At 73.6% G+C, this 16,903-nt stretch carries 16 protein-coding genes; 10 read left to right on the plus strand and 6 right to left on the minus strand.

Annotation, left to right across the window (positions count from 1 at the left end):
- Nucleotides 1-208 precede the first annotated feature (208 nt).
- Both ACRAKJ_RS41650 and ACRAKJ_RS41655 read right to left on the minus strand, forming a co-directional pair.
- A complete protein-coding gene (locus ACRAKJ_RS41650) occupies nt 209-1,033 on the minus strand; it encodes a hypothetical protein (RefSeq protein WP_438921129.1) in 825 nt (274 codons plus the stop codon).
- A 181-nt stretch (nt 1,034-1,214) separates the two neighbouring features.
- Entirely contained in the window at nt 1,215-3,452 is a 2,238-nt protein-coding gene (locus tag ACRAKJ_RS41655) for a hypothetical protein (RefSeq protein ID WP_438921128.1), read from the minus strand.
- A gap of 109 nt (nt 3,453-3,561) precedes the next feature.
- Here ACRAKJ_RS41655 and ACRAKJ_RS41660 point away from each other — a divergent pair, with 109 nt between their 5' ends.
- A complete protein-coding gene (locus ACRAKJ_RS41660) occupies nt 3,562-4,764 on the plus strand; it encodes an AI-2E family transporter (RefSeq protein ID WP_438921127.1) in 1,203 nt (400 codons plus the stop codon).
- A 43-nt stretch (nt 4,765-4,807) separates the two neighbouring features.
- Here the strand turns inward: ACRAKJ_RS41660 and ACRAKJ_RS41665 are convergent, their stop codons facing one another.
- The gene (locus ACRAKJ_RS41665; RefSeq protein ID WP_438921126.1) at nt 4,808-6,004 is read right to left on the minus strand and encodes a diguanylate cyclase; all 1,197 of its coding nucleotides are present in this window, start codon (nt 6,002-6,004) and stop codon (nt 4,808-4,810) included.
- A gap of 204 nt (nt 6,005-6,208) precedes the next feature.
- On the opposite strand from ACRAKJ_RS41665, the gene macS reads away from it, so the two are divergent.
- From macS to ACRAKJ_RS41695, 6 genes are all read left to right on the plus strand, one after another.
- Nucleotides 6,209-7,327: a MacS family sensor histidine kinase gene (macS, locus tag ACRAKJ_RS41670; RefSeq protein WP_438921133.1), complete on the plus strand. Its 1,119-nt coding sequence runs from the start codon at nt 6,209-6,211 to the stop codon at nt 7,325-7,327.
- Complete coding sequence (locus ACRAKJ_RS41675; protein WP_438921125.1) at nt 7,324-7,977, plus strand: response regulator; 654 nt, start codon at nt 7,324-7,326, stop codon at nt 7,975-7,977. Before macS ends, ACRAKJ_RS41675 begins: the two co-directional genes overlap by 4 nt.
- Nucleotides 7,978-7,980: 3 nt before the next feature.
- A complete protein-coding gene (locus ACRAKJ_RS41680) occupies nt 7,981-8,604 on the plus strand; it encodes a DUF1707 SHOCT-like domain-containing protein (protein WP_438921124.1) in 624 nt (207 codons plus the stop codon).
- A gap of 411 nt (nt 8,605-9,015) precedes the next feature.
- Complete coding sequence (locus ACRAKJ_RS41685) at nt 9,016-10,476, plus strand: SDR family oxidoreductase (RefSeq protein ID WP_438921123.1); 1,461 nt, start codon at nt 9,016-9,018, stop codon at nt 10,474-10,476.
- 36 nt (nt 10,477-10,512) lie between these two features.
- A complete protein-coding gene (gene tdh / locus ACRAKJ_RS41690) occupies nt 10,513-11,547 on the plus strand; it encodes an L-threonine 3-dehydrogenase (protein WP_438921122.1) in 1,035 nt (344 codons plus the stop codon).
- Nucleotides 11,547-12,725 carry a glycine C-acetyltransferase gene (locus ACRAKJ_RS41695; RefSeq protein WP_438921121.1) on the plus strand — a complete coding sequence of 393 codons (1,179 nt, stop codon included), beginning with the start codon at nt 11,547-11,549 and terminating at the stop codon, nt 12,723-12,725. The genes tdh and ACRAKJ_RS41695 overlap by 1 nt, the downstream gene beginning before the upstream one ends.
- A 21-nt stretch (nt 12,726-12,746) precedes the next feature.
- Here the strand turns inward: ACRAKJ_RS41695 and ACRAKJ_RS41700 are convergent, their stop codons facing one another.
- The gene (locus ACRAKJ_RS41700) at nt 12,747-12,965 is read right to left on the minus strand and encodes a hypothetical protein (protein ID WP_438921120.1); all 219 of its coding nucleotides are present in this window, start codon (nt 12,963-12,965) and stop codon (nt 12,747-12,749) included.
- A 64-nt stretch (nt 12,966-13,029) separates the two neighbouring features.
- On the opposite strand from ACRAKJ_RS41700, the gene ACRAKJ_RS41705 reads away from it, so the two are divergent.
- Nucleotides 13,030-13,914 carry a LysR substrate-binding domain-containing protein gene (locus ACRAKJ_RS41705; RefSeq protein ID WP_438921119.1) on the plus strand — a complete coding sequence of 295 codons (885 nt, stop codon included), beginning with the start codon at nt 13,030-13,032 and terminating at the stop codon, nt 13,912-13,914.
- On the opposite strand, the gene ACRAKJ_RS41710 is transcribed toward ACRAKJ_RS41705, so the two are convergent.
- On the minus strand, nt 13,884-14,147 hold the full coding sequence (locus ACRAKJ_RS41710) for a hypothetical protein (RefSeq protein ID WP_438921118.1): 264 nt from the start codon (nt 14,145-14,147) through the stop codon (nt 13,884-13,886). The genes ACRAKJ_RS41705 and ACRAKJ_RS41710 overlap by 31 nt on opposite strands.
- A gap of 100 nt (nt 14,148-14,247) precedes the next feature.
- Here ACRAKJ_RS41710 and ACRAKJ_RS41715 point away from each other — a divergent pair, with 100 nt between their 5' ends.
- Nucleotides 14,248-15,063 (plus strand): Scr1 family TA system antitoxin-like transcriptional regulator, encoded by an 816-nt coding sequence (locus ACRAKJ_RS41715; RefSeq protein ID WP_438921117.1) that lies wholly within the window; start codon nt 14,248-14,250, stop codon nt 15,061-15,063.
- Nucleotides 15,060-15,239 carry a DUF397 domain-containing protein gene (locus ACRAKJ_RS41720; RefSeq protein WP_438921116.1) on the plus strand — a complete coding sequence of 60 codons (180 nt, stop codon included), beginning with the start codon at nt 15,060-15,062 and terminating at the stop codon, nt 15,237-15,239. Before ACRAKJ_RS41715 ends, ACRAKJ_RS41720 begins: the two co-directional genes overlap by 4 nt.
- Here the strand turns inward: ACRAKJ_RS41720 and ptsP are convergent.
- Nucleotides 15,207-16,838, minus strand: a complete 1,632-nt coding sequence (gene ptsP, locus ACRAKJ_RS41725; RefSeq protein WP_438921115.1) for a phosphoenolpyruvate--protein phosphotransferase — start codon at nt 16,836-16,838, stop codon at nt 15,207-15,209. The genes ACRAKJ_RS41720 and ptsP overlap by 33 nt on opposite strands.
- Nucleotides 16,839-16,903: the final 65 nt, after the last annotated feature.

Here is a 16,903-nt window from a genome sequence, read left to right on the forward strand (position 1 = left end):
TGCATGGTTTCTCCTTCTTTCGGTGTCCCTTGCGGGAGGTGAAGGGTGGTCGGACGCGGCGAGCGCGTCGGAGTGGACGACCACCCGGTTCAGGGGGGTGGGGTGCGCGGCGTCTCGACCTGTCGCGGGAGCGCGCACGACTGTGGCGCGACGGTCGATTACCGGGGTCAGCTCGACGGGGGGAGCTGCCGCGGACCGCGCGCTTCGGTCAGTCGGGGGTGATGCCGGGCTGCTTGCCCGGCGTCACGGTGTTCCGCTCGGTGGCGGGGAACAGCGCCCTGGCCACGGCGGGGTCGAGGACGGCGGTGGAGAAGGCCGCGAACGGACCGCTGCCACCACCGGCGGAACCGGCGCCGTCGCCACCGCAGGCGCAGTGCGCCGGCACGCCCGCGGGGGGCGCGAACGGCAGCGACGGGAGGCCGGACGGGTCGCCCGGGAGCGGGGACCCGTTCGTGGCCGGCACGACCGGGGCGGTGTGCCGGAACGCGTCGAGCCACGTGCGGCTCGACTGCGCGAACACCCCGTGCACCACCGGGGTGCCGGCGGTGACCGGCACGGCGGTGGTGGTCGGGGTGGTCTCGGTGACGGGCCGCGGCGCGGCGGCGGGGGCCTCGACCAGGGGGTCGGTCGGCACCGGCCGGGACGGTCGCGGCTCGTGGAACAGGGTGCCCACCTGGCCGACGGCGCCGCGGATCTCCTCCGCGACGCGGCCCAGGTCGGGCGGCTGCGGTTCCCGCACCTGCGGGCTGCGCAGCGCGGCGTCCAGGTCCTGCACGGCCTGGCCGACCCCGGTCTGCTCGACCGGGGTCAGCCCGAACCCGGGCAGGGAGCCGCCGAGCGGGCTCGTCGCCCGCGAGATCCCGGTGACCGCGTCTGCGTGGTCGACCGGGGTCTCGGCGGAGGCGGGCGCCGCGGACAGCACCCAGGCGGCGGCGGTGCCGGCGAGCGCGCCGCCCGCGACCAGCAGGGCGCGGGAGAGCAGCCGCCGAACGCGGCTCGCCCCCGTTCCCGTTCGCTGGTCTGCGGCCGACATCGCTGGTCCTTCCACCGGAAAGCACTGGGGTTTCTGCGGAATCGCGTCGGCGATGCGATCGAGCCGATCAAGCCGACGCCGAGAGACTGCCAGTTGCCGAGCCGGACGCGCACGCCTTCCGGGCCGGGTTCCCCGGATCGTGTGACGGCCACGGTGTGTTGCGCCACGTGACGACGGGTAGTCACCCTCGCTTGAGGACGCGCGTCGCGCCGGCCGCCGCGGTGGACGCGAGGATCCAGCCGACCGCGATCAGCGTGCTGGAGATCCACTGCGAGGCGCCGCTGAACTTCCACTTGCCGTCCTGGCCGAGGTCCACGATCGGGATCAGCAGGTCGATCGCCAGCAGCCAGGCGTTCCAGGTCGGCGACTCGTCGTCGTTGAGCTTCGGCATCTCGTGGCCCAGGAACCACAGCGCGCCGGACAGCCAGAACGCGGCGAGCCAGCCGATCGCGAGCCACGGCCGGTAGCCGTAGCCGACCGTCCAGCGCTGGAGCGCGCCCCAGACCCGGCCGGCCAGGTGCAGCTCCGAGTAGCGCCGGTGCTGCTTCTCCAGCTGCACCCGCTGCGCCAGCTCCTCCTCGCCGCCCTCCCGGTACACCGCGGCGAGCTGCTCGTACGGCCCCGGCGCGAAGTCCGGCTGCACCTCGCGCAGCCACCGCAGGCGGGTGCGCACGTCCACGTGCGGGGTGGACGAGATCGACGAGAACGTGAAGTCCTCGACGTCCACGCCGCCGGTCGCCGCCCACAGGCCCGGCCCGTCGAGCACGGTGGCGGCGGCGACCCTGGTGAGGATCACCCGGCCGACCGGCGCCTGCTCGCCGGGCAGCCGCAGCACGAGCTGCCGCACGGTCAGGCCGTAGGCGTTGAGCGCGATGGCGGACCCGGGCCCGCCGAGCCGGGCGCCCGCGAACGTGGCCATCTTGCCGACCTCGGCCAGCCGGACGCGCACGCCGCCCGCGGCGGTGAAGCCGTGGCTGCACAGGAGGTCCTTGCCGATGGTGGCGACGCGCGCGTCCAGGGAGGGCTTGACCGTGCCGTCGGGGCGGCGGCGCGGCGAGAGCAGGGACGCGCCGGAGCAGTCGAGGGTCGAGCCGATCTCCGCGTTCTGGAGGCGCAGCGAGCCGAGGGCGGACAGGTCGCGCAGGAACAGCGTGCCGCCGACCCGCAGCCGGTCGGCGAACAGCACGTCGATGCCCGGTCCGTGCAGCCGCACGCCGGACAGCGAGGCGCTGCCCCGGATCTGCGCGTCGACCAGCCGCACCTGGCCGTGGGCGCGGAAGGCCGAGCCGCGACCGCCCCGGCCGTCGGCGGAGCCCCTGGCCTCCAGGTCGCCGCGCACCTGGACGCCGTCGGCGTGCAGCGCGACCGGGATGCGCTGGACCGCCTCGCCGGTGTCGGGGTCGGTATCGGGGTCGGTGGTTCCCGCGGTGGTCCCCGAGGTGGCTCCCGCGGGCTCGGCGGGACCGGTGAGGTCGTCCACCGCGTCGCGCCGGCCGATCACCGCGCCGGACAGCCGCAGGTAGCCGCCGATCTGGGCGTTGGGCAGGCGGACCGTGCCGGACGAGGTGAACCCGTCGTCCAGCTCCACGTTGCCGTCGACGCGGGCGCGGTCGGCGACCAGGGTGGCGGCCTCGTCGGCGGTGCCGCGCGGGATGACCAGCACCGGGCGGTCGACGACGCCGGCGTGCAACCGCGCCCCGGAGAACACGACGCTGCCGCCGACCCGGGCCCCGTCGAGCAGGACGCGGCCCTCGGCGGTGAACCGGCCGCCCTCGGCGTCGCAGAACAGGGTGCCCGCGATGGTGATGCCGGTGGCGTCCAGCGCGTTCTGCCCGACGTTGAGCAGCCGCGCGCCGCCCAGGTGCACGTTGCCGCCGACGTTCGCGCCGCGCAGCCGCACCTCGCCGCCCGCGCGCACGGCGATGGCCTGCAACGAGCCGGACAGCCGGATGCGCGCGGCCAGCAGGGCGTGGTCGCCCCTGGCCCGCAGCACCGCGCCGGCCAGCCGGAACGTGCCCTCGACCGAGGCGTCGGTCAGGTCGACCACGCCGTCGCTGGTGAACCCGGCCTCCAGCACCAGGTCGCTGCCGACGCGCAGGTTGCGCCCGCGCAGGCCGGGCACCCCGCAGCCGCGCATCCGCAGCCCGACCAGGCGGGCCATGCGCAGGTCGGGCGGCTGCTCGAAGGTGCAGTCGAGGAAGTCGACGACGTGGTCGACGCGCCTGCCCTCCAGCGCGAACGGGCCGACCACGTGCGCGCCGGTCAGCCGCAGGGCGGCGGTGCGCGGGCCGTCGGCGAGCAGGTCGGTCAGCAGCTCGCCGCGCACGGTCCGCTGCCGCCGGGGCGCCCTCGCGTCGAACGCCAGGCGACGACCGGCGGCGAACGCCTCGCGCACCGCCTCCTCCACGCTTCCGCTCACGGTGCCGATCCGATCACCCGCGGTGCCCGTCCCGCCAGGTTTTGCGTGGTTTGCGTCGCAGGTGCGCGGTCTACCCCCAACCGCCACCTACCGGGGATACGGTGATCGAGTGACGCGCAGCAAGAGGGATGACCGGTCCGAAGACAGCAGGGTTCCGGGGTTGCTGCGCGTGAGCGCGGCGCTGAGCTGGCGGTTCGTGGCCGTCGTGGCCGCCCTCTACGTCGTGTTCCACGTGATCGGCTTCCTGGCGAGCATCGTCATCCCGGTCGGGATCGCACTGCTGCTGGCCGCGCTGCTCTCGCCCGCGGTGACGCAGCTGAACCGCTCGGGCGTGCCGCGCGGCGTGGCCACCGGCCTGGTGCTGGTGGGCGGGCTGGCGCTGGTGGGCGGCGTGCTCACGTTCGTCATCAACGAGTTCTCCAAGGGCCTGCCGGACCTCCAGAAGCAGGTCGGCGCGAGCCTCGACCAGATCCGCGTCTGGCTGCGCGACGGGCCGCTGCACCTGAGCGACGTCCAGTTCCAGGAGTACGTGGACGAGGTCGTCAAGACCATCCAGGACAACCAGGCCGACATCACCTCGGGCGCGCTGACCACCGCGGCGACCCTGGGCGAGATCCTGACCGGCCTGGTCCTGGCGCTGTTCACGCTCATCTTCTTCCTGCACGACGGCGACGGGATCTGGCGGTTCATGGTCCGGATCGTGCCGCGCGACGTGCGGGACCGGGCCGACGTGGCCGGGCGGCGCGGGTTCGCCTCGCTGGTGTCCTACGTGCGGGCGACGGCGCTGGTGGCCGTGGTGGACGCGGTCGGCGTGGGCATCGGCCTGTGGATCGTGGACGTGCCGCTGGTGGTGCCGCTGTCGGCGCTGGTGTTCCTCGGCGCGTTCATCCCGATCGTCGGCGCGGTGATCACCGGCGCGGTGGCGGTCCTGGTGGCGCTGGTGGCGGTGAGCCCGGTGGCGGCGCTGGTGGTGCTGGCCATCCTGATCGGCGTGATGCAGCTGGAGAGCCACGTGCTCCAGCCGCTGCTGCTGGGCCGCGCGGTGAAGCTGCACCCGCTGTCGGTGGTGCTGGCGATCGCGGCCGGGTTGGTGGTCAGCGGCATCGCGGGCGCGCTGCTGGCGGTGCCGCTGCTGGCGGTGCTGAACTCGGGCATCCGGTCGCTGCTGTCGGAGTCGGACCGGGACGTGGAGCCGCGCGAGGTGGACGTGCACGAGCCGCAGGAGAGCGGTTCGGTGGACATGGTGGGCGACCGGGTCGAGGACATCGGGGGCGAGGAGCGCCCGGGTCCCGGCCACAGCGGCCGGCGGTGACCCGGTCACCCGGTCGGCTTCCGGGTCGGGCCGCCCTCGCCGCTCAGGCCATCTCGACGAGGTTGCGGCCGTAGCCCTTGGCGGCGAGCAGCGCGGCGTCGGCGGCCACCAGCAGGTCGGGCAGCTCGTAGCCGAACCGCTGGGTGGTGGCCACGCCGATGCTCACGGTCAGGCCGGTGAGCAGGTGGTCGCGGCCGTGGGTGTCGACCGTCGGCACGGCCAGGTCGGCCACGGCGTGCCGCACGCGCTGGGCGACCGAGCGGGCCACGGCGGGCTCGGCGTCGGGCAGCAGCACGACGAACTCCTCGCCGCCGAACCGGCCGACCAGGTCGCCGCCGCGGACCATGCTGGTCAGCAGCAGCGCGACGGCGCTGAGCGCCGAGTCGCCCGCGAGGTGCCCGACCTCGTCGTTGACCCGCTTGAAGTGGTCGAGGTCGAGCAGCAGCACGGCCATCGGCCGATCGGCCGTGCGGGCCTTGCCCAGCTCGTAGCGGGCCCGGCCGTCCCAGTGCACGGCGTTCGCCAGGCCGGTCTTGAGGTCGCGCTGCGCGGACCGGCGCCAGTGCGGCAGCTGCGCGGCGCGTTCGAGCAGGGCCAGCGGCGGGCCGGCCATCAGGGCGTGCACGGCGGTGGCGACGGCGGCGAACCCCATCAGGCCGCCGATGCTGACCGCGACGACACCGAGCGTGACGTCGATGGGCTCGCCGACGACCTCCTCGCCGGACGCGCGCGGGTTGCGCAGCTTCAGGCCGACGGCGATGAGGCCGGCGCGCAGCACGAGCAGCACGGTCGCGCCGACGACCATCACCAGGAGGTCGGTGGCGGGATCGGCCCAGCCGATGACGAACCGGGTGCCGAACACGGCCAGCGCGGTCGCGGACAGCGTGAACACCCAGCGGTGCGACTCCGGGCGCTGCGACAGCACGCCGTGCAGCGCCGGCCCGAACAGCAGCAGGACGAGCAGGTTGCACGGCAGCGCGACCAGGCCCGCGGTGAGGTAGCACAGGTGGGCGGCCCACGGGTTGCGCTCGGTCTCGCCCATCCGGTGGCTGTGGATCGAGCTGCCGATGATGACCGCGCCCGCGGTGGCCGCGATGGCCGCGAACCGGCCGATCTCGACCGACCCGGGCTGCGGCGTCGCCGCGATGACGTACACGACCACGGCGAACGCGCACAGGTCGACGAGCAGCCAGTAGGCCAGGGCGGGGCGCGGCAGCGTCCACAGTGGCCAGTGGCGCACGATCGACCCTCCCTCGCCACAGGAGCGGCGCCCTCCCGCCCCCTGCGGGGCGGACGCCGGTAGATCACGCTCGGTGATCCCGGCCAGCCTTTCACAGATGACGGTGGTGGAACAGACGGCCACCTGGGGGTTAGCCAGACCACCCCGGCACGGCAAGATTAGGGGTGAAGGGAGCACACCGTGCACACAAAGCCATCCGATCAGGTGCCCTCGGCGCTGGAAGACCCGGTCGGGCACCTCTGGCGGGGAACGGTAGCGCTACGCGTAGTGACATTCCTGTTCGCGTTGGGCAACGCGGTGCGCCACCACTCGGAGTACGAGCGGACGTGGCTCGCCTGGCTGGCGATCGCGGTGATGGCCGGCTGGTCGGTGTTCACCATCCGCGCCTACAGCCGCGAGAGCGGCAGGCGGCCGTGGGTCGTGGTCGCGGACCTCGTCGTCACGTGCGGCCTGATGTCCCTGTCGCCGCTGATCATGACCGACCAGCAGTTCCTGTTCAACGTCCCGCTGATCACCACCATCTGGGCGTGCGGCCCCGCGGTGGCGGCCGGCGCGCTCGGCGGGCAGGTCGCGGGCGCCGCGTCCGGGTTCGCCATCGGCTTCTTCACCTACCTCAACCGCGGCGGGATGAGCGTCGACCTGGTGCGGGACCTGGTGCTGCTCAGCGGCGCGGGCTTCGTGATCGGCATGGCGTCGTCCACGGCGCGGCGCACGTCGGTGCGGCTCGCGCAGGCGCTGCGCACCGAGGCCGCGACCGCCGAGCGCGAACGGCTGGCCCGCTCCATCCACGACGGCGTGCTCCAGGTGCTCGCCCGGGTGCGCAAGCGCGGGCTCGAACTCGGCGGCGAGGCCCGCGAGCTGGCCGAGCTGGCCGGCGAGCAGGAGGTCGCGCTGCGCTCCCTGGTCGCCGCCGCGCCCCGCGAGTCCACAGTGGATGGCGACGCGGACGTGCGGCCCGGGCTCCAGCTCCTGGCGTCGCCCCGCGTGCAGGTGTCCACCCCCGCCACCCGGGTCATGCTGCCCGCCGCCACCGCGCACGAGCTGACCGCCGTGGTGCGCGAGGCGCTGTCCAACGTGGACAAGCACGCCGGGCCGGGCGCGCGGGCGTGGGTGCTGCTGGAGGACCTCGGCGACGAGGTCGTGCTGAGCGTCCGCGACGACGGGCCGGGCATCGCCGAGGGCAGGCTCGCCTCCGCCGAGGCCGAGGGGCGGATGGGTGTCGCCCAGTCCATCCGGGGCCGCGTGGAGGCGTTGCGTGGGACCCTTGAGCTGCAAACGGGGCCGGGGGAGGGCACCGAGTGGGAGGTGCGGGTTTACCGATGAACGTGTCCGTGATGGTGGTGGACGACCACCCGCTGTGGCGCGACGGCGTCGCGCGCGACCTGACCGAGCGCGGTTTCGAGGTGGTCGCGACCGCGGGCGACGCCGCGTCGGCGGTGCGCATCGCCCGCGCCGTGCGCCCCGACGTGGTGCTGATGGACCTCAACCTGGGGGAGACGACCGGCGTCGAGGCCACGACGATGATCACGGGCGCGCTGGCCGGCACCCGGGTGCTGGTGCTGTCGGCGTCCGGCGAGCACAGCGACGTGCTGGAGGCCGTGAAGGCCGGCGCGTCGGGCTACCTGGTGAAGTCGGCGTCCGCCGAGGAGCTGGTGGAGGCCGTCACCCGCACCGCGGCCGGCGACGCGGTGTTCACGGCGGGGCTCGCGGGCCTGGTGCTCGGCGAGTACCGGCGGATGGCCGCGAACCCCGACGAGGAGGACAAGCCGCAGCTCACCGAACGGGAGACCGAGGTGCTGCGGCTGGTGGCGAAGGGCCTGACCGCGCGGCAGATCGCGAACCGGCTCGTCATCTCCCACCGCACCGTGGAGAACCACGTGCAGTCCACCCTGCGCAAGCTCCAGCTGCACAACCGCGTCGAACTGGCGCGGTACGCGATCGAGCACGGGCTCGACGTCGAACCGGAGGGCTGAGCCATGACCGAGGGTGCCGTGACCGGGAGTCCCGACCCGAGGAACTTCCGCGTGTCCGACGCGGAGCGCGAACACGTGATCGGCCTGCTCCAGAAGGCCATCGGCCTGGGGCTGCTCACGCTCGACGAGTTCACCGAGCGCACCGACATCGCGCTGGCGTCGAAGACGAGGGGTGAGCTGAACGCCGTGCTGCTCGACCTGCCGGGCATCGTGCACAACGCGCAGGTGCCGCCGGCCTCGGCGGCCTCGGCGGCCACGCCGGTCGCGCTGGTCGAGCGGCAGGAGCTGAAGGCGACCATGTCCTCGGTCAACCGCAAGGGCAGCTGGACCGTGCCGCGGCGGTTGGTCGTGCACAGCCGGATGGGGTCGACCCAGCTGGACTTCCGGAAGGCGAGCATCCCGCACGCCGTGGTCGACATCGAGCTGGACGTGACGGCGGGGTCGGTGAAGCTGGTGCTGCCGGACGGGGCGACGGTGAACGCGGAGAACGTCGAGCTGGCGGCGAGCAACATGAGGGACAAGGTGGGGACGGGCGCGGACGGGCGGCCGCACTTCGTGGTGCACGGCTCGGTGCGGGCGGGCTCGGTGGAGATCAAGAAGAAGCGGAACTGGCTCAAGCACGCCTGACCCCGCACGAACGAGCGACCGCGCGGGTTGCCGGCCGGTTCGACCGGGCGACGACCGTAGGGTGGGGCGTGGTCCGGGCAGACGCGCCCGGCCCATCCCTGCCCTGCCCACCCCTGCCGGGGATCACCCGATCGAGGCACGAAGATCGGGTATTAATGGTAAGGGGGATGTTGTTGCCGGAAATGTGGAGGCGGCGGCGCACCGGACCTGTGCCCTGTGACGCCTGCTCCACCTGACCGCGCCCCGTGAGGCCGACCACCCAGGTCGCTGTTCTCCGCTTGAGCGCTTCAAGCGCGGAGCACCGAACGCGGTGACCCGCGAGGCAGCCGAGCGGGACCGGGCACCCGGCGCGCGTCCCGGCCCTGCGCCCCCCGTCGTGCGGAACACGGCTGTTCCGCCCAGGATCGGGGTATGCGCTGCCTCGTCACCGGAGCGACCGGCTACCTCGGCGGACGGCTCGTGCCCCGCCTCCTCGCCGAGGGCTACGACGTCCGCTGCCTCGTGCGCTCCCCGGAGAAGTTGCGGGACGTGCCGTGGGCCGACCGGGTCGAGGTGGTGAAGGGGGACGTGCTCGACCCCGCCTCGCTGGACGACGCGATGCGGGACGTGGACGTCGTGCACTACCTGGTGCACTCGCTGAGCGTGGCCGACTTCGCCGACGCCGACCGGCGGGCCGCGGAGAACACGGCGCGCGCCGCCGAGGACGCGGGGGTGCAGCGGATCGTCTACCTGGGCGGGCTGCACCCGCCGGGGGTCGCGCTGTCGCCGCACCTGTCGTCGCGCAAGGAGGTCGGGGACGTCTTCCTGCGCTCCGCCGTGCCCGCGGTGGTGCTCCAGGCCGCCGTGATCATCGGGTCCGGGTCGGCGAGCTTCGAGATGCTGCGCTACCTGACCGAGCGGCTGCCGGTGATGGTCACGCCCCGGTGGGTGCACAACCGCGTCCAGCCGATCGCGGTGCGGGACGTGCTGCGGTACCTGGTGGGCGTGGTGCGCGCGCCCGCGGAGGTGAACCGGACGTTCGACATCGGCGGCCCGGACGTGCTGACCTACCTCGACATGATGCTGCGGTACGCGCGGGTCGCCGGGTTGCGGCCTCGCCGCGTGCTGCCGGTGCCGCTGCTCACGCCGGGCCTGTCGTCGCACTGGGTCAACGTGGTCACGCCGGTGCCGAAGTCGATCGCGAAGCCGCTGATCGAGTCGCTGGTGCACGAGGTGGTGTGCCGGGAGCACGACATCGACGACCTGGTGCCCGGCGAGACGACCGGGTACGACCGGGCCGTGGAGCTGGCGCTGGCCAGGGTCCGCGACGCGGACGTGGAGACCCGCTGGTCGGGCGCGTCGGTGCCGGGCGCGCCGTCGGACCCGTTGCCGAGCGACCCGGACTGGTCGGGCGGCTCGTCGTACTGCGACGTGCGGGAGAAGGAGACGCACGCCTCGCCCGAGCGGCTGTGGGAGGTGGTCGAGGGCATCGGCGGCGAGCACGGCTGGTACTCGTTCCCGCTGGCCTGGGCGGTGCGGGGGTGGTTGGACCGGCTGGTCGGCGGGGTGGGGCTGCGGCGGGGGCGGCGCGACCCGAGGCGGTTGCACGTGGGCGAGGCGCTGGACTGGTGGCGGGTGGAGGCGCTGGACCGGGGCAGGTTGCTGCGGTTGCGGGCGGAGATGCGGGTTCCCGGTCTGGCCTGGTTGGAGCTCCAGGTCGTGCCGCGCGGGACGGGGTCGACGTACCGGCAGCGGGCGGTGTTCGTGCCGCGCGGGTTGGCCGGGCACGTGTACTGGTGGCTGGTGTGGCCGTTCCACGGGCTGGTGTTCGGCGGCATGGTCGGCAACATCGCCTCTGAAGCTGAACTTACGAGTGAATTCAGAAAGTCCTGATGGACTGCACAACCGCCCGGCGGCAGACTGCGCGCCATGAAGGCACTGGTCAAGGCGACCGCCGGGCCGGGACTGTCCCTGACCGACGTCCCCGACCCCACCCCCGGTCCCGGTGACGTCGTCGTCCGCGTGCTGCGCACCGGTATCTGCGGCACCGACCTGCACATCGACTCGTGGGACGAGTGGGCCGCGCAGAACGTCCGCGCGCCGCTGGTCCTGGGTCACGAGTTCGTCGGCGAGGTGGTGGAAACCGGTGCGTCGGTGACGGGTGTGCGGGTCGGCGACCTGGTCAGCGGCGAGGGCCACCTGGTGTGCGGCACGTGCCGCAACTGCAAGGCGGGCCGGCGTCACCTGTGCGCCCGCACCCGAGGTCTCGGCGTGCACAGCGACGGCGCGTTCGCGCAGTACGTGGTGCTGCCCGAGCAGAACGCGTGGGTGCACCGGGCGCCGGTGGACCTGGACGTGGCGGCGATCTTCGACCCGTTCGGGAACGCCGTGCACACGGCGCTGTCGTTCCCCGTGATCGGCGAGGACGTGCTGATCACCGGCGCGGGCCCGATCGGCATCATGGCCGCCGCCGTCGCCAAGCACGCGGGGGCGCGCAACGTCGTCATCACCGACGTCAGCGAGCACCGGTTGGAGCTGGCCCGGGAGGTGGGCGTGGACCTGGCGCTCAACGTCGCCGAGCGGACGATCTCGGAGGCGCAGGCGGAGCTGGGCATGACGGAGGGCTTCGACGTCGGCATGGAGATGTCCGGCAGGCCGGTCGCGCTCCAGGAGATGATCGGCAACATGGCCCACGGCGGCCGGGTGGCGATGCTGGGCCTGCCCGCGGGGGAGTTCGCCGTGGACTGGAGCAGCGTGGTGCTGAAGATGCTCCACATCAAGGGCATCTACGGCCGCGAGATGTTCGAGACGTGGTACTCGATGTCGGTGCTGCTCCAGGGCGGTCTGGACCTGACGCCGGTGATCACGCACCGGTTCGACCACACCGAGTTCGACAAGGCGTTCGCGACGGCCCGCGAGGGCAAGTGCGGCAAGGTCATCCTCGACTGGACGGGAGCTCACTGATGTACGGCGCGATGCGCGACGACCTGCGGGCGGGCCTGGACGAGATCCGCGCGGCGGGTCTCCACAAGGCGGAGCGCGTGATCGGCACGCCGCAGAACGCGGTCGTGCGGGTGGGTTCCGGCGACGAGGTGCTGAACTTCTGCGCGAACAACTACCTGGGCCTGGCCGACCACCCGGTGGTGGTCGGGGCGGCGCGCGACGCGCTGGACCGGTGGGGTTTCGGCATGGCGTCGGTGCGGTTCATCTGCGGCACGCAGGAGCCGCACAAGGAGCTGGAGCGGCGGCTGTCGGAGTTCCTGGGCACGGAGGACACCATCCTCTACAGCTCGTGCTTCGACGCCAACGGCGGCCTGTTCGAGACGCTGCTCGGCGCGGAGGACGCGATCGTCTCGGACGAGCTGAACCACGCGTCGATCATCGACGGCGTGCGGCTGTCGAAGGCGCGGCGGTTCCGCTACAAGAACCGGGACATGGACGACCTGGAGCGGCAGCTCAAGGACGCGGCCGACGCCCGGTACCGGCTGATCGCCACCGACGGCGTGTTCTCGATGGACGGCTACCTGGCCCCGCTGGACGAGATCTGCGACCTGGCGGAGCGGTACGACGCGCTGGTCATGGTGGACGACTCGCACGCGGTGGGCTTCACCGGGCCGAACGGGCGGGGCACGCCCGAGCTGTTCGGCGTGCAGGACCGGGTGGACATCGTCACGGGCACGCTCGGCAAGGCGCTGGGCGGCGCGAGCGGCGGGTACACGTCGGGGCGGGCGGAGATCGTGGAGATGCTGCGGCAGCGGTCGCGGCCGTACCTGTTCTCGAACTCGCTGGCCCCGTCGATCACGGCCGCCGCGATCGCCGCGCTGGACCTGCTCAGCACGTCCGGCGAGCTGCTGACCAGGCTGCGCGAGAACACCGCGCTGTTCCGGTCGCGGATGACCGAGGCGGGCTTCGACCTGCTGCCCGGCGAGCACCCGATCATCCCGGTGATGATCGGGGACGCGGCGGAGGCGGGCCGGATGGCCGACCTGCTGCTGGAGCGGGGCGTCTACGTGATCGGCTTCTCCTACCCGGTGGTGCCGCACGGCAAGGCCCGCATCCGCACGCAGATGTCGGCGGCCCACTCGACCGACGACGTGAACCGCGCGGTGGACGCGTTCGTCTCGGCGCGCGAGGCCATGTGACCGGGCGACGCGGCGCGTGACCTAGGGTTTCTTCGCGCCCCAGATGCCGGCGAACACCAGCAGGATCGCGGGCACGACGATCGACAGCAGCACGACGGTGCCGTTCACCTCGAACGAGCCGGCGCGCAGGCTGGGGACGAGGACGCCGAACACGACCAGGACGAGGAGGCCCAGGGCGGCGATCACCTTGCTCGGGAGGTGGTTCGCCTTGGGCCGGTTCGGTGCGCTCTCTGTGCTCATGTCCTCTTGGTACACCGGCTGACCAGGGCTCGCACGACCAGGTGCCACCGACGAGGATGGTCGCGTGATCGACCCACGACGGCTGCGGGTGCTGCGCGCGCTCGCCGACCACGGCACGGTGACGGCCGCCGCACAGGCGCTGCACCTCACGCCGTCGGCGGTGTCGCAGCAGCTCGCGGCCCTGGAGTCGGAGGTCGGGCACGACCTGCTGCGGCGGCGCGGGCGGCGGGTGTCGCTGACCCCGGCGGGCGAGCTGCTGGTGCGGCACGCCAACGCGGTCGCGGCCGAGCTGGAACGGGCGCAGGCGACGTTGGCGGCGTTCGACGCGGGCGAGACGGGTCGGGTCGAGGTGGGCAGCTTCGCGTCGGCGATCACGCAGGTGGTGGCGCCGGCGCTGGCCGCGCTGCGGGTACGCGCGCCGGGTGTGGCGCTGCGCGTGCGGGACGTGGAGGGGCACGCCAGCGTGCCGCTGCTGCTGGACGGGGAGATCGACCTCGCCATCACCGAGGAGTACCGGCCGCGCACCGGTGACCGGCGGTTGACCAGGTTCCCGCTCTACACCGAGCCGTTCGACGTGGTGCTGCCGCCCGCGCACCCGCTGTCCGGGTCCGCCGGGGTGGACCTGGCGGACCTGGCCGACGAGGACTGGGTCGTGACGCTGCCCGGCAACCCGGTGCGCGACGTGGTCGAGCTGGCCTGCGAGCAGGCGGGGTTCGCGCCGCGCATCGCGCACGCGTCCGACGACTTCTCGGCGATCGGCGCGCTGGTGCGGGCCGGTGCGGGGGTCGCCCTGGTGCCGCGCGGCGCGGTGCGGGGCGTGCCGGTGCGCGGCACGGCCCCGTTGCGGCGGGTGGTGGCGGCCGTGCGGGCGGGCAGCGAGGACCACCCGTTGATCAAGCTGGTCCGGGAGGCCCTGCGTCAGCCCGCCGGGACGTACTCCGACTCGTAGAGCCAGACGACGTCCTCGACGTGGATCGAGTCGTAGGTGTCGAAGTCGCCGTCCTCGTCCGGTTCGACCTGGAACGCCTGGTAGAAACCGTCCGGGAGGGAGCGGTCGCGGAGTTGGGACAGCGCCCACGGGCGCAGGCCCGAGGTCTCGCCGCCGGGCGCGGTCGCCACCGTCTCGCACCACGGCCAGGTCCCGCCGATGCCCCGCATTCGGCACAGCACGTACGTGTTCACAGCGATAAGCCTTACAAACGCAAGCTGAACGATCTAGTCGCTCGATGGGGTGGTCCTGGTCGGCTGGAAGACTGGCCGCGTGCCGGGAACCGATCCGTCCATGCTGAGCCCGACCGTCGGCCGCCGGTGGTTGGCCCAGGAGATCCGCCGCCTGCGCGAGGCGGCCGGGTTGAAGCAAGCCGACGTGGCGAGGCGGTTGCGCTGCAACCCGACCAAGATCACGCACCTGGAGAGCATGCGCACACCGGTCGGCGGGCCGGACCTGGAGGTGCTGCTCCCGTTCCTCGGGGTGCCGGCCGAACGGGTCGACTGGTACCTGCGGGTGTGCGACATCTCGCGGGAGAAGGGCTGGTGGGACGGCGACCGGTCCATCCCGGGCTGGTTCTCGCTGTACGTGGGGCTGGAGGCGGGGGCGAGCGAGATCCGCTCCTGGGAGACGGGCTTCATCTACGGCCTGTTCCAGACCCGGCCCTACGCCCGGCGGCTGCTCGAAGACCCCGACGCGGTCGACGCCCGCATCCGCCGCCAGGAGGCGCTGCACCGGGAGGACCCGCTGGTCGTCCACGCGATCATCGACGAGGCGGTCCTGCTCCGGCGCATGGGCGACGACCAGGTCATGGCCGGGCAGTTGGACCACTTGGTCGCGCTCGGCGAGCTGCCCAACATCACCATCCAGGTGATGCCCTTCGACGCCGGCGCGCACCGGGGGCACCTGGGCTCGTACCACTGGCTCGGTTTTCCGCAGCCGGATGACCCCGGAGCCGTCTACCTGGAGAATCAGCTGGGAGGGTGGTTCCTGGAGAGGGCCGCGGAGTTGGCGGTCTTCCAGGACGATTTCGCCGGTTTGGCCACCCGTGCGCTCTCGGCGGAGGACAGTGCCGCCCTGATCGCCCGTCGAGCGGAGGAAGCGCGATGACCTGGCGCAAGAGCAGCTACAGCGGTCCCAATGGGGGCAACTGCGTCGAAGTCGCGCACACCGGCACCTCGACCGGCGTGCGCGACTCGAAGAACCCGGGGGGCGGCGTGCTGGTGTTCGGCACCGGCGCCTGGACCCGTTTCCTAGTGGGGCGCGCGGGCGGCGAGCTTCGCTGAGGCCGGGTCCGCCGCGGCCAGGGCGCCGCGGGCCGCGAGCTGGCACAGGTCGAAGCTGGTGGTCGCCAGCTTCGCGCCCACCCCGGCGAGCGCGGTGTGGTTCATCGACAGGCTGGTCACGCCCAGGCCCGTCAGGACGCACGCCAGCAGCGGGTCCGCCGCCGCCTCGCCGCAGACGCCCACCGGCTTGCCGAGCGCGGTGCCCGCGTCGCCGACGAGCTTGACCAGGCGCAGCAGCGCGGGCTGCCACGGGTCGTTCAGCGCCGCCACCGCGCCGACCTGGCGGTCGGCCGCGAACACGTACTGGGCGAGGTCGTTGGTGCCGATCGAGACGAAGTCGACCACGGCCAGGATCTCCCGGGCGACCAGCGCGGCGGCCGGGACCTCGATCATCACGCCCGCACGCCGGATGCCGGCGGCGCGGGCGCGTTCGACGAACCACGCCGCCTCGGCGGCGGTCGCGACCATCGGGGCCATCACGGACACGTCGGCGCCGGTGTCGGCGGCGGCCAGGGCGATGGCGTCGAGCTGGCGCGCGAGCACGTCCGGGCGGTCGAGCGCGACGCGCAGGCCGCGCACGCCCAGCGCCGGGTTGGGCTCGGGGTCGGGGGCGAGGAACGCGAGGGGCTTGTCCGCGCCCGCGTCCAGGGTCCGCACGACGACGGGCTTGCCGTCGAACGGCGCGAGCACCGCCGCGTACGCCTCGCGCTGCTCCTCGACGGACGGCTCGGTGCCGGCCGACAGGAAGCAGAACTCGGTGCGGAACAGGCCGACGCCCTCCGCGCCGGCCTCGGCGGCGGCGACCGCGTCGGCGGGCGAGCCGACGTTGCCGAGGACCTTGACCCGGTGGCCGTCGCGCAGGACGCCGACGCCGTTCCACTCGGCCCGGCCCTGGACGTGGGCGGCGCGGACCGTGCCGTCGGACAGCTGCACGACGCCCGTGTCGCCGTCCACGAGCAGCGAGCCGGCCTCCAGGTCGAGCACGCCGCGGCACGCGACGACGGCCGGGATGCCGAGCGAGCGGGCCAGGATGGCGGTGTGCGAGGTGGGGCCGCCCTCCTCGGTGACCAGGGCGAGCACCTTCGACGGGTCGAGGCCGGCGGTGTCGGCGGGGGCGAGGTCGCGGGCCACCAGGACGGACGGCGAGGCAAGGTCGGGCACGCCGGGCGCGGGCACGCCGAGCAGTTCGGCGACCAGGCGGTCGCGGACGTCGCGCACGTCGCGGGCGCGTTCGGCCATGTACCCGCCGGCGGCTTCGAGGGCGGCGATGAACCCGGCGGCGGCCTGGTGCACGGCGCGGGCGGCGGGCACGTCCTCGCCGGTCACGACCTTCTCGGCCTGGGCGAGCAGGGCGGGGTCGGCGGCCATCGCGGCGGTGGTCTCCAGCACGGCCTTCGCGTCGCCGGTCGCGGTGGCGGCCCTCTCCTCCAGCCGGGCGACCACGCGGTCGGCGGCGGGCCGGATGCGGGCGGCCTCGGCCGCCGGGTCGGTGGGCGCGGGTCCGGCGGGCGGTTCGCCGAGCGGCTCGGCCACCCGCACCACGGGGCCGGAGGCCCGTCCGGAACTGACCCCGACACCGTGCAGGCGCGCGCTCGACATGGTCTAGACCATACCCTTCGGGTTGACGGGACGTAAGGACGAGCCAACGCGACGCGACGGCCGGC

The organism is Saccharothrix sp. DSM 118769 (assembly GCF_052936295.1).

Excerpts from the sequence above, each read along its gene's own strand:
- ACRAKJ_RS41720 (WP_438921116.1), top strand. The coding sequence starts at position 15,060 with ATGACCTGGCGCAAGAGCAGCTACAGCGGTCCCAATGGGGGCAACTGC.
- ptsP (WP_438921115.1), bottom strand. The coding sequence starts at position 16,838 with ATGTCGAGCGCGCGCCTGCACGGTGTCGGGGTCAGTTCCGGACGGGCC.
- ACRAKJ_RS41650 (WP_438921129.1), bottom strand. The coding sequence starts at position 1,033 with ATGTCGGCCGCAGACCAGCGAACGGGAACGGGGGCGAGCCGCGTTCGG.
- ACRAKJ_RS41675 (WP_438921125.1), top strand. The coding sequence starts at position 7,324 with ATGAACGTGTCCGTGATGGTGGTGGACGACCACCCGCTGTGGCGCGAC.
- ACRAKJ_RS41715 (WP_438921117.1), top strand. The coding sequence starts at position 14,248 with ATGCTGAGCCCGACCGTCGGCCGCCGGTGGTTGGCCCAGGAGATCCGC.
- ACRAKJ_RS41680 (WP_438921124.1), top strand. The coding sequence starts at position 7,981 with ATGACCGAGGGTGCCGTGACCGGGAGTCCCGACCCGAGGAACTTCCGC.
- tdh (WP_438921122.1), top strand. The coding sequence starts at position 10,513 with ATGAAGGCACTGGTCAAGGCGACCGCCGGGCCGGGACTGTCCCTGACC.
- ACRAKJ_RS41700 (WP_438921120.1), bottom strand. The coding sequence starts at position 12,965 with ATGAGCACAGAGAGCGCACCGAACCGGCCCAAGGCGAACCACCTCCCG.
- ACRAKJ_RS41695 (WP_438921121.1), top strand. The coding sequence starts at position 11,547 with ATGTACGGCGCGATGCGCGACGACCTGCGGGCGGGCCTGGACGAGATC.
- ACRAKJ_RS41685 (WP_438921123.1), top strand. The coding sequence starts at position 9,016 with ATGCGCTGCCTCGTCACCGGAGCGACCGGCTACCTCGGCGGACGGCTC.